We start from the raw sequence: 11,866 nt of genomic DNA, 5'->3' as shown, positions 1-11,866 counted from the left end.
GACGCCGCCTCCGCGAGACCCCGTTGCGATATGTCCCGGAGACCGGGATCAAGCGCGACGCGATTCCCACGCCGATCAGCCGTTCGGGAGGTCTCCGAGTACGTCGGGGAGCTCGTCGCGATGGACGACGACGAGTCGCTGGGTCGCCCGGGTGAGGGCGACGTACAGGTCGCTGAGTCCGCGCGGCGACTGGTCGATGATCGCAGCGGGCTCGACGACGATCGTCGTGTCGAACTCCAGGCCCTTGCAGCTTCGTACCGTGTACACCCGGGGCGGCTCGCGGTCGGTGAGGGCGAAGCCGTCCGGCGACAGCGCCGCATCGATCACGTCGTGCAGGTGATCGGGGACCACGACGGCGGTGAGGCCCTCGGGTTCGGCGAGCGCGACGGCTCGGAGGACGGTGGCGACGATGTCCTGCGGCGACCCACCGTTCGCGCGCAGTGCCACCGGTTCGATCCCGTTGCTGCGCAGAGAGGTCGGCGCCTTCTCGCCGTTGCCGATCTCGTCGAGCACACGGGCCGCGTACTCCATGATCTCGCTGGGCGTCCGGTAGTTGACCGATAGTTCCTTGAACTGCCAGCGGCTCGCGACGTACGGCTCGAGGACCTCGCCCCACGAGCGGGTGCCCGCCTCGTCGGACGTCTGGGCGGTGTCGCCGATGATCGTCATCCACCGATTCGGGATGCGCCGCATCACCATGCGCCAGGCCATCGCCGAGAGCTCCTGGGCCTCGTCGACGATGACGTGGCCGAACGTCCAGGTCCGGTCGCCGTAGGCGCGCTCGGCTGTGGTGGCGCGCCGGGTCTCGGTCTGGCGGGAGGCGAGTTGCTCGGCATCGATCAGGTCGTAGGCCATCAGGATCTCGGGGTCGAGTTCGTCCTCGAGGTCCTGAGGCGCCGAGCCGGTCAGGATGTCCAGGGCGTCTTGTGCGTCGGCGAGCTGGCGGCGCCAGCGTGCGCGTTCGGCCCGCTCGGCGTCCTCGGTGCCATAACCGATCAGCTCGGCGAGCTCGTCCAGCAGCGGGACGTCGGCCGGTGAGAAATCCTCGCCCGTCGTCGTGGCCGGCCGCGACGACCGCTGCAGCGCAGCACGATCGGCGTCCGTCCATCCCGGGGTGGCCTTGCGTATCGCCCGCTCGTCGGCGAGGAGGTCGCGCAACAGTGCCTGCGGCGTGAGAGTCGGCCAGTATCGCAACAGCGCGGCACGGATGTCGGGATCGCGGCTCATGTCGTCGCGGATGTCGGCGATGTCGGCGGGACTGAGCAATTGCGAGCCGTCGAGCAGGCTCGATCCGATCGTCGCCGCATGCCGCGCGGCGAGCTCGGCGAGTCCCGCCTTGAGGAAGGCGTTCTGCGACAGGTTGTGGGCGCGACGCGTGGCGCGGGCCTTGGCACGTGCGGTCTTGATCAGCTCGGAGTCGATCTCGACCCGGTAGCTGTCGAAATCCACCGCCTCGGGCCGCGACGGCAGCGACTGCTGTGCGCGGACCGCTCGCTTGAGTACGTCGACCATCCGCAGTCCACCCTTGACCGCCGCGGTCGGCCGCGGGTCCTCGGTGCCCGCCCGCACGCCGGGGAACAGATCCCCGATGGTCGACAGGAGTACGCCGGACTCGCCCAGTGAGGGGAGCACCTGGCCGATGTAGTTCAGGAAGTCGTCATTGGGTCCGATGATGAGAATGCCACTGCGCGAGAGGTTCTCGCGATGGGTGTAGAGCAGATAGGCGGCCCGGTGGAGTGCGACCGCGGTCTTGCCGGTGCCGGGGCCGCCCTGGATGACGGTGACTCCCCGGTGGGTTGAGCGGATGATCAGGTCCTGCTCGCGCTGGATGGTCTCGACGATGTCGGTCATCTCACCGGTGCGCGCCGCATTGAGTGCTGCCACCAGTGCCGACTCGTTGACGACGTCGCCGTGCCCGAAGTCGTCGAGTAGGGCATCGCCGGCGGTCAGGGACTCGTCGCTGACGCCGCGGACCTTGCGGCTGCGGGTGCGGATGTGCCGACGGCGCGCGACGTCCTCGGGCGCCGCTGGGGTCGCCAGATAGAACGGACGGGCCAGGGGAGCGCGCCAGTCGAGCAGGAGGGTGGCGTCGGTTGCGGTGGCGTCGAGCTCGCCGTCGTCGGCGAAACCGTCGTCGAGGACACCGATGCGTCCGATGCGCCGGACTTCGCCATCTTCGAGATCGAGTCGTCCGAAGTACAGATTGTGTTCGGCGGCATCGAATTTGGCGAGATCCTCGTTGTACATCCGCTCGTACGACTCGCGCTCGGACAAGGCCTGCGGGGTGCCGCCTCGCTCGGACAACGTCGACGACAACCGGCGCTGCGTGGTCCGCCGCATCCGGTCGAGGCGGCCGTACACGCGGTCGAGGTGCCGTTGTTCCTCGTCCACCCGGGGATCGGTGTCCGGAGAGAGCGCGGTCATCGGCCGTGTCCGATCGGCAGCAGATCGTCGGACCCGCACGGCCGGGACAATCCGGCGGCCCGGATCCGACCGGTCGTCGCCTGAGGATCGGCCGCCAGTCGCGTGCACACCTGCGATGCCGGGGCAGCGAGGGACACATCGTCGAGCTTTCGGGACAACCATGCGAGAACGTCGGCCTGCGGACCGAAGGGGAGTGGTTCACCGGTCGCCGGGTCGGCGAGCACGCCGTGCCGGGACACGTAGAGGTCGAAATCCGTGGGCAGGGGCGGCCGATCGTCCGAGAGGAGAGTGGCGGGCCGGCCATGTGTCAAGGGGTGGTCGCGCGTATTCACTGTCTGTCGATGGTAGTTGGGTTCGGTGGCGTCCAGTGCCGCGACGTGTGCGGGACCGAGCCAGGCCGCGATGGTCCCGATTGTCTGTTGACCTGCGAAGACCGGGGCAGCAGGTAGATAGCCGCGGGCTGCGACATGCGCGGAATGGCCGACTGTGATGTTCGTGACGTGGACTGCCCGCAGGCAGATCGTGTCCGCCGACGGCACGTGCGCCAGCTTGCGTCGCAGGACGTCCGGGGCTGCGTTGGATCCGACTGCGACGACCAGCCGGGCGCCGACGGGCGGAACGGTCCCGAACGCCGGATGGCCGAGCACGTCGTGTAGCACTGCCTCTCTCAGCGCCACGGACGCGGGCACCCAGGGATAATCCTCCGGCGGGTGCACCGCGTCCGTGGTCGTGAGATCGGTTGTGTTCAGGGTCGTGCTCGTATCTTGTGCTCGTGCGCGAAAGGATCCCGAGGGATCAGCGACGTGCCTTGCGCAGACGCTTGCGGCCCTGATCGGCCGAGTCCTCGGCGGCCGCGGCGAGCTGACGCGCGGTCTCGGCGAGCTCGGCCGATCGTGCGCGGGCCACGTCGGCCAGCTCGGCGGAGCGGTCACGGGCCACGTCGGCGAACTCGGGTGCGCGCTTGCGCGCGGTGTCGGCGAGATCCGACGCGCGGTCGCGGGCGGAATCGGCGATCTTCGGAGCCTTCTTCTTGGCCTGCTTCTGCGCCTTCTTGGCCTGCTTCTGGGCCTTCTCGGCTCGCTTCTGCGCTTCCTTGACGAGCTTCGGGCCTCGCTTGCGGGCGGTCTCGGCGAGATCCGACGAGCGCGCGAGAGCGGTGTCGGCGAGTTCCGACGAACGAACGAGCGCCGCATCGGCCAGAACCGGGGCGCGGTCACGGATGCGGTCGGCGACGTCGGATGCGGTGTCCGCAGCCTTCTCGGCGAACTCGAGCGAACGCTTCTGCGCGGCCTCGGCGATCTCGGGAGCGTGCTCGCGGAACTTCGCCGCGGCGTCGGCAGACCGCTCCGAGACGATCTCGGCGCCGTCGTGCGTGCGTTCGACGAGGTGTTCCCAGGTCGACGACCCGGCGGCGGCACCGATCGGCAGGGCCGCGGCGACGGCGGAAGCCTTCTGACGTCCGCGCCACGCGAGCGAGGGCTTGCCCTCGGTGTCGACGGCAGCCAGGAGAACGCCGCCGAGGAGACCGACGTTCTTGATGAAGGCGTTGCGCTGCGCTTCCTTCCTGACCGGGTCCGCCTCGTTCCAGAAATCGGTGCCGGCCGCGGTGGTCGGGATCAGTGTCCCGGCCAGGACGACCGACGCGACTCGCGGGAACTTACCGGTCGCGAGGAGGATGCCGCCGCCGATCTGGGCGGCCGCGTTGATCTGGACCAGCGTCTCGGTGTTCTCCGGGATCCGGCCGGCCACCTCCGGCGGGAGCGACGACCGGGCCTTGTCCACAACCGGTTCCGCGGATTGCGCGATCGGTTTGGGGCTCCGGATGGCGTCCACGCCGCTGGCGACGAACGCCGAGGCGAGGAGCGGACGGGCTATACGGCGGAGAATCATCGGTCACAACCTTCTTCAGTCGGGTTTGGCTATCGAGATCCGTCGGGTGAAGCACGTTTCTGGCCCGTTCAACGCTACCCCCTCGCGACGAATCTGCAGGTCACTCGGCGTGCCGTGAAGAGTTTGCCGCTCGCGGGGCCTCCCGGGTCACGTCTCGCCGAACGATCCGATGAACAGGTAACCGTCCACGACGAAGACCAAACACCCGGTGTTCACGAGCGTCGCTCGCGCCACAGTGGTCACCCGCGACGCTCGCGCCGCAGTGGTCACCAGCGGCGCTCGCGCCAGTCCGGCAACGACCCGCGCTCGGCACCCAGAGTCGTGTCCTTGCCATGTCCGGGATAGACGACGGTCGAGTCGTCGAACCGGTCGAACAGCTTCGTCGAGACATCCTCGAGGAGGGTGTCGAAGTCCTCCGGCTTCCAGGTCTTCCCGATGCCGCCCGGGAAGAGGCAGTCGCCGGTGAACAGGTGCACGGTTCGCTCGCCGCCGTCACTCACGTCGGTGAGGGCGAGGGCGATCGACCCCGGAGTGTGTCCGACGAGGTGGATGGCCTCGAAGGAGAGGTCGCCGACCTCGATCACGTCACCGTCGTCGACGAGGCGGTCGGGTGCGACCGGGAGTTCGCCGGCGTCGAGTCGTCCGGCAGCGGTGGGAACCCCGGTCGACTCGGCCACAGCGGCGAGGGCCTGCCAATGGTCGAAGTGTTGATGGGTCGTGAAGATCAGTTTCGGGGTCCCCTCGACAGCCGAGAGCACCTCGGTGATCGTGTCCGCGTCGTTGGCTGCGTCGATGATCAGCTGATCACCTGTCGCGCGGGAGGTCACCACGTAGACGTTGTTGTCCATCGGACCGACGGACAACTTCACGATCGTGGCCGACGACAGCGTGCGGCGCTGCGGGGTCTTCGACTCGGAGAGATCGCCGGTGTAGGTGTCACTGATCGGTGTCGCTTCGGAGGTCATGCCGACAGGCTATGACAGCGGGCGGCCGGAATGTGACGGTCGTGACCCTGAGGGTTTGCGTGGCGCGCGTATCCTGGACTATCGGTTCGACGATGACACACGGGCGGCGAGACCGATCGCCCGGTCGTCGGGCTCCGAATCTTTCCCGGGGCGAGCTCGTGATGACGATCCTGTCGGTGGCCGTCGGTACTGTGCCCCTGCGCCGGCCGTGCGCCCTGTGACTCGAGAATGTTAGGACTGCAGTGGTTGATCGTCTGATCGTCCGAGGTGCCCGCGAACACAATCTGCGCGGCATCGATGTCGACCTGCCCCGGGACAGCCTCATCGTCTTCACCGGGCTGTCGGGATCGGGCAAGTCGTCCCTCGCCTTCGACACGATCTTCGCCGAGGGACAGCGGCGCTACGTCGAGTCGCTGTCCGCCTACGCGAGGCAGTTCCTCGGGCAGATGGACAAGCCGGACGTGGACTTCATCGAGGGTCTCTCGCCCGCGGTGTCCATCGATCAGAAGTCCACCAACCGCAATCCTCGGTCGACCGTCGGCACGATCACCGAGGTCTACGACTACCTACGTCTGCTCTACGCCCGCGCGGGCAAGGCGCACTGCCCGATCTGCGGCGAGCCCATCGCCAAGCAGACGCCTCAGCAGATCGTCGACCAGGTCCTCGCGATGGACGAAGGCACGCGTTTCCAGGTCCTCGCGCCGGTTGTCCGCACCCGCAAGGGTGAGTTCGTCGATCTGTTCGCCGAACTCCAGACGCAGGGCTTCTCACGTGCGCGCATCGACGGGGTCGTGCACCCGCTGACCGATCCGCCGAAGTTGAAGAAGCAGGAGAAGCACGACATCGAGGTGGTCGTGGACCGTCTGGTGGTCAAGAGCAGTGCCAAACAGCGCCTGACTGATTCGGTCGAGACCGGTCTGCGCCTGGCCGACGGCATCATCGTGCTCGACTTCGTCGACCTCGACGAGGACGACCCGGAGCGCGAGCGGCGCTTCTCGGAGCGGATGGCCTGCCCGAACGCGCACCCGATCGCGATCGACGACCTCGAACCGCGGTCGTTCTCGTTCAACTCGCCCTACGGCGCCTGCCCGGAATGCGACGGGCTCGGCGTCCGCAAGGAGGTCGACGAGGAACTCGTCGTGCCCGACCCGGAGATGTCACTCGCCGAAGGTGCGATCGCGCCGTGGTCGACCGGACACAACGCCGACTATTTCCTCCGGCTGATGTCGGGTCTGGCCGACCAGATGAAGTTCGACATCAACACGCCCTGGAAGAAGCTGCCCATTAAGGCGCGTCGGGCTCTGCTCAACGGCAGCGATCACCAGGTCCACGTCAAGTTCCGCAACCGATACGGCCGGACCCGGTCGTACTACACCGAGTTCGAGGGTGTCCTCTCGTTCCTCGCGCGCCGCATGGACCAGACCGAGTCCGAGCAGATGAAGGAGCGCTACGAGGGCTACATGCGCGACGTGCCGTGCCCCGCATGTCAGGGTGCGCGCCTCCGCCCCGAGATCCTCGCGGTGACGCTCGATCACCCGGAGTACGGGCCGAAGTCGATCGCCGAGGTGTGTGCACTGTCGGTCGCCGACTGTGCCGACTTCCTCGACCAGCTGCAGCTCGACTCGCGGCAGGCAGCCATCGCCGGCCGTGTCCTCAAAGAGGTCCAGGCCCGCATCCGGTTCCTGCTCGACGTCGGGCTCGAGTACCTGTCCCTGGAGCGCGCGGCGGGTTCGCTGTCGGGCGGTGAGGCACAGCGCATCCGACTGGCCACCCAGATCGGATCCGGCCTCGCGGGCGTGCTCTACGTCCTCGACGAGCCGTCGATCGGTCTGCACCAGCGCGACAACCGCCGGCTCATCGACACGCTGACCCGTCTTCGGGATCTCGGCAACACACTCATCGTCGTCGAACACGACGAGGACACCATCCGCGCGGCCGACTGGATCGTCGACATCGGTCCCCGGGCCGGCGAGCACGGCGGCCACGTCGTGCACAGCGGTAGCTACAAGGACCTGCTGAAGAACCGGAAGTCGCTGACCGGTGCGTACCTCGCGGGTCGCGACACGTTGCCGGTGCCGGAGATCCGCCGGCCGATCGACCGCAAGCGGCAGCTGACCGTCGTCGGTGCGCGCGAGCACAACCTGCGTGGCATCGACGTGTCATTCCCGCTCGGCGTGATGACCGCGGTGACCGGTGTTTCGGGGTCGGGCAAGTCGACGCTCGTCAACGACATCTTGGCGACCGTGCTCGCCAACAAACTCAACGGTGCGCGGCAGGTGCCCGGCCGTCACACGCGCATCAAGGGTCTGGACAACCTGGACAAGCTCGTCCAGGTCGACCAGTCGCCGATCGGCCGCACCCCGCGGTCCAACCCGGCCACCTACACCGGTGTCTTCGACAAGATCAGGACGCTCTTCGCGGCGACCACCGAGGCCAAGGTGCGCGGCTACCAACCGGGCCGGTTCTCGTTCAACGTCAAGGGCGGCCGCTGCGAGGCGTGCACCGGCGAGGGCACGATCAAGATCGAGATGAACTTCCTGCCGGACGTCTACGTCCCGTGCGAGGTCTGCCACGGTGCGCGCTACAACCGGGAGACCCTCGAAGTGCACTACAAGGGCAAGACCATCTCCGAGGTCCTCGACATGCCGATCGAAGAGGCAGCCGACTTCTTCGAACCCGTCACGTCGATCCACCGCTACCTCAAGACACTCGTCGACGTCGGTCTCGGTTACGTCCGGCTCGGACAGCCGGCACCGACCCTGTCCGGTGGCGAGGCGCAGCGCGTCAAGCTGGCCGCCGAGTTGCAGAAGCGGTCGATGGGCCGGACCGTCTACATCCTCGACGAACCCACCACCGGGCTTCACTTCGAGGACATCAAGAAGCTGCTCGCCGTGATCAACGGCCTGGTCGACAAGGGCAACACGGTCATCGTGATCGAGCACAACCTCGACGTCATCAAGACGGCCGACTGGGTCATCGACATGGGACCCGAGGGCGGCGCAGGCGGCGGGACCGTCGTCGCCGAAGGTGTCCCGGAGGACATCGCGGCGACCCCGGGCAGCCACACCGGCAAGTTCCTGGCCGAGATCGTCGACATCGACCACGCGGTGGCGTCGGTCGGCTGACCCACCGGACAGAATCGCCACTTCCGTTGCAGCAGCGCTGGTCACAACCTGTGCGTCTGCGGGGAAGTGGCGATTCCGTGTAAGTGTTGCCGGGCCTACTTGCCCATCGACTTGCGGATCTCATCGAGACGTTTCTTCGCGGCCTCGTCGCGCTTGCGCATCATCTCGTCGACGCTGTGTCCTTCCGGACTGGCCTCCGCGAGCTCCTGGGAACCGATCGCGGTCGTGATCCGGTTCTCGATCTTGTCGCGGACGAAATCGAAGGTCGGGACGCCGCTGTCGGAGTAGTTCGGATCGGGGAACGCTCCCGGTACCGGGGCGGTCGGCACGATCTCGGCATCGACGATCTCGTCGGATCCCCCGGGCTCATCGGCATTCGTCATGAGTCCAGGGTAGAGGGTTTCGACACGGCTCGTCGCTACGCTCCTCGCCTGCTCAACCAGCAGGAGTGCGGGCTTCGTCGCTACGCTCCTCGCCTGCTCAACCAGCAGGAACCGCTACCGCCGAGGCGCGCGAACCGGACCGGTGTACTTCTCGCCCGGGCCCTCGCCGGGCTCGTCCGGGTAGGCACTCGCCTCCCGGAACGCCAGCTGCAGGCTCTTCAGGCCGTCACGGATGGGCGCGGCATGGATGCCGAGATCGGCCTTCGACGCGTCGACGATGCCGGCCAGGGCGGTGATCAGGGTGCGGGCCTCGGGGAGGTCGATGCGGTCGGCGGGGGTGCCCTCGGCCAGTCCGAGCTTCTCGGCCGCCGCACTCATCAGCATGACGATGGACCGGGTGATGACCTCGATGGCCGGAATATCGCCCAGGTCACGGACGTTGTCCGGATCGGTGTGCGCTGCATCTTCCGTGTCGGCGCCGCCACCCGTCGCACCTTCCGGGGGTAACGGTGCAGGTGACGAATAGGAGTTCTCGGCCATGGCTGTTAGACTCCCATAGCACGACCGCCCTGGTATGCGCCGGGGTCGTAAGTGGAGTTCCGCTCCCACCGTTCGACGCGAGGTCACTCGCAGTTGCACGGTCCGGTTCACGCCGATCGTCGCAGATCGCATCTTTCGATGCTGAGCTGTACATCGGCGGCAACGTGTGTCAGTGATGGCATCCGCGTTGCGAACCGGTCGGTATCGGAGCCCCGCGGACAACAGTCCCGGGGCTTCCTTGCTGAGGTGTCCCGCAGGTTCTCTTGCATACGTCCCTCGCCACGACGCGACGGTTACCACTGCAGGATTGAACAAGGAGGCCCCATCAGCACTGAGACCCGCATCAACGAGCGCATCCGCGTCCCTGAGGTCCGACTCGTCGGACCCAACTCGGAGCAGGTGGGCATCGTGCGTGTTGAAGATGCGCTTCGCTTGGCCTACGAGGCCGATCTCGACCTGGTCGAGGTGGCTCCGGACGCCCGTCCGCCGGTCTGCAAGATCATGGACTACGGCAAGTTCAAGTACGAAGCGGCCCAGAAGCAGCGCGAATCGCGTCGCAATCAGCAGATGACCGTCATCAAGGAGCAGAAGCTCCGTCCCAAGATCGACGACCACGATTACGAGACCAAGAAGGGTCACGTCATCCGGTTCCTCGAGGCGGGATCCAAGGTGAAGGTCACCATCATGTTCCGCGGCCGCGAGCAGTCCCGTCCCGAGCTCGGCTACCGACTGTTGCAGCGCCTGGGCAACGACGTCGCCGACTACGGCTTCGTCGAGACGTCGGCCAAGCAGGACGGTCGCAACATGACGATGGTCCTCGCCCCGCACAAGGGCGCGAAGACCCGCCAGAAGGCGCAAGAGAGCCGTGAACGTTCCGGTGGCCCGAAGGCCGCCGCGGACGAGAACTGAGTCGATCGGCCGGACGAGAGTCCGAACCGTTCCGGCCGAGATCACGACACGCGAACCCGGTACACACCGGACCTCGCCAGGTCCGGTGCCCGAGTTCGCCCGAGAGAAGGAAGAACATGCCGAAGAGCAAGACCCACAAGGGCACCGCGAAGCGCTTCAAGGTGACCGGCAGCGGAAAGATCGTCCGCCAGAAGGCCAACCGCCGCCACCTGCTCGAGCACAAGTCGTCCAAGCGCACCCGTCGTCTCGACGGCACCACCGTCGTCAGCGAGAACGACGCCCCGCGCATCAAGCGACTGCTCAACCGCTGACGCCAGCGACCCCAGACATCTGACAAGCAAAAGGATCTAACACATGGCACGCGTGAAAAGGGCCGTCAACGCCCAGAAGAAGCGTCGGTCCACCCTCGAGGCCTCCAAGGGCTACCGCGGACAGCGGTCGCGCCTGTACCGCAAGGCGAAGGAGCAGCAGCTCCACTCGCTGAACTACGCCTACCGCGACCGTCGCGCGCGCAAGGGTGAGTTCCGCAAGCTGTGGATCTCGCGTATCAACGCCGCGGCCCGCGCCAACGACATCACCTACAACCGACTCATCCAGGGCCTGAAGGCCGCTGGTGTCGAGGTCGACCGCAAGGTGCTCGCCGACATCGCCGTGACCGATCCCGAGGCCTTCACCGGTCTGGTCGAGGTCGCCCGCAAGGCACTGCCGGCCGACGTCAACGCCCCGGCTGCCTGATTGCGCCCCAGCACCCACGACCCGCGAGTCGCGCGGACGAGCCTCCGATGACGGAGATCCTGTCCGAGCGATCCTCGCGGGTCGTGTCGTATGCGAAGCTGCATCGCGCCGCCGAGCGGCGGGAGCAGGGTCGCTTCCTCGCCGAAGGGGCGAATGCCGTCGCGTCGGCGCTCTCCGTCGGACGGGTCGAGGCGCTCCTGATCGCCGACGAGGAGCACCACCGCCACCGCGCTCTCGTCGAGACCGCCACGGCGGCCGGCATACCGGTGTCGGTGATCACCGACCGTGCCGCGTCCAAACTCGCTGAGACATCCACGCCCGCAGGCATCTTCGCGATCTGTCCGCTTCTCGACGTTCCGCTCGGGTCCGCTCTCGCCGGTGAACCCCGGCTCCTGGCGATCGCCGTCGAGGCCCGTGAGCCCGGCAATGCGGGGACGCTGATCAGGTGCGCCGACGCGATGGGCGCCGACGCCGTCGTCCTGCTGGGCGACGCCGTCGATCCGCACAACGGCAAGTGCGTCCGGGCGAGTGCGGGAAGCGTGTTCACGGTGCCCGTGGTGCGCGAGCGGTCCGTCGAGGACGCGCTCGACGCCATTCGCGCGGCCGGTGTCACGCTGCTCGCCACGGCGGCCGACGGCGAGGTCGACCTGGACTCCGCCGGCGACATCCTCGCCGGCCGCGTCGCCTGGCTCTTCGGCAACGAGGCGCACGGGCTGCCGCCGCACACTCAGCGCTCGGCCGACCATCGCGTGTCCATTCCGATCCGCGGTCGCGCGGAGAGCCTGAATGTCGCTGCCGCGGCGGCCATCTGTCTGTACGAGAGCGCTCGCGTCCACCGCGCGGCGGGTCGCGTCTGACCGCTGTCCGAGTCGGCCGGTAGGGTCGGCGATCGTGT

11 protein-coding genes are annotated in these 11,866 nt (G+C 67.5%); 5 read left to right on the top strand and 6 right to left on the bottom strand.

Annotated features, from left to right (window positions below):
- Positions 1-75: 75 nt before the first annotated feature.
- The 4 genes from KTR9_RS14925 to KTR9_RS14910 form a co-directional block, all read right to left on the bottom strand.
- Positions 76-2,424 carry a HelD family protein gene (locus KTR9_RS14925; protein WP_014927053.1) on the bottom strand — a complete coding sequence of 783 codons (2,349 nt, stop codon included), beginning with the start codon at positions 2,422-2,424 and terminating at the stop codon, positions 76-78.
- Entirely contained in the window at positions 2,421-3,113 is a 693-nt protein-coding gene (locus KTR9_RS14920; RefSeq protein ID WP_014927052.1) for a hypothetical protein, read from the bottom strand. The genes KTR9_RS14925 and KTR9_RS14920 overlap by 4 nt, the downstream gene beginning before the upstream one ends.
- 106 nt (positions 3,114-3,219) lie before the next feature.
- A complete protein-coding gene (locus KTR9_RS14915; RefSeq protein ID WP_010844351.1) occupies positions 3,220-4,314 on the bottom strand; it encodes a DoxX family protein in 1,095 nt (364 codons plus the stop codon).
- Positions 4,315-4,580: 266 nt separating this feature from the next.
- Entirely contained in the window at positions 4,581-5,279 is a 699-nt protein-coding gene (locus KTR9_RS14910) for an MBL fold metallo-hydrolase (RefSeq protein WP_014927051.1), read from the bottom strand.
- A gap of 242 nt (positions 5,280-5,521) precedes the next feature.
- Between KTR9_RS14910 and uvrA the strand changes: the two genes are divergently transcribed.
- Positions 5,522-8,404 carry an excinuclease ABC subunit UvrA gene (gene uvrA / locus KTR9_RS14905; protein ID WP_014927050.1) on the top strand — a complete coding sequence of 961 codons (2,883 nt, stop codon included), beginning with the start codon at positions 5,522-5,524 and terminating at the stop codon, positions 8,402-8,404.
- Positions 8,405-8,499: 95 nt separating this feature from the next.
- Here uvrA and KTR9_RS14900 read toward each other — a convergent pair whose 3' ends face one another.
- Positions 8,500-8,787 (bottom strand): hypothetical protein, encoded by a 288-nt coding sequence (locus KTR9_RS14900; protein ID WP_010844354.1) that lies wholly within the window; start codon positions 8,785-8,787, stop codon positions 8,500-8,502.
- Positions 8,788-8,901: 114 nt separating this feature from the next.
- Positions 8,902-9,327 carry a DUF1844 domain-containing protein gene (locus tag KTR9_RS14895; RefSeq protein ID WP_014927049.1) on the bottom strand — a complete coding sequence of 142 codons (426 nt, stop codon included), beginning with the start codon at positions 9,325-9,327 and terminating at the stop codon, positions 8,902-8,904.
- A gap of 267 nt (positions 9,328-9,594) precedes the next feature.
- Between KTR9_RS14895 and infC the strand changes: the two genes are divergently transcribed.
- From infC to KTR9_RS14875, 4 genes are all read left to right on the top strand, one after another.
- Complete coding sequence (infC, locus tag KTR9_RS14890; protein WP_084817310.1) at positions 9,595-10,236, top strand: translation initiation factor IF-3; 642 nt, start codon at positions 9,595-9,597, stop codon at positions 10,234-10,236.
- A 116-nt stretch (positions 10,237-10,352) separates the two neighbouring features.
- Complete coding sequence (gene rpmI, locus KTR9_RS14885; protein WP_004018754.1) at positions 10,353-10,547, top strand: 50S ribosomal protein L35; 195 nt, start codon at positions 10,353-10,355, stop codon at positions 10,545-10,547.
- 43 nt (positions 10,548-10,590) lie between these two features.
- Positions 10,591-10,971 (top strand): 50S ribosomal protein L20, encoded by a 381-nt coding sequence (gene rplT, locus KTR9_RS14880; RefSeq protein ID WP_010844357.1) that lies wholly within the window; start codon positions 10,591-10,593, stop codon positions 10,969-10,971.
- Between the two features lie 47 nt (positions 10,972-11,018).
- Complete coding sequence (locus KTR9_RS14875; protein WP_014927047.1) at positions 11,019-11,828, top strand: TrmH family RNA methyltransferase; 810 nt, start codon at positions 11,019-11,021, stop codon at positions 11,826-11,828.
- The last annotated feature ends 38 nt before the right edge of the window (positions 11,829-11,866 follow it).

The sequence above is a fragment of the Gordonia sp. KTR9 genome, assembly GCF_000143885.2.
In the GTDB taxonomy this organism is placed as follows: Bacteria; Actinomycetota; Actinomycetes; order Mycobacteriales; family Mycobacteriaceae; genus Gordonia.
Note: the sequence above shows the minus strand (reverse complement) of the source record. Positions and strands in the feature narration are given on the sequence as shown.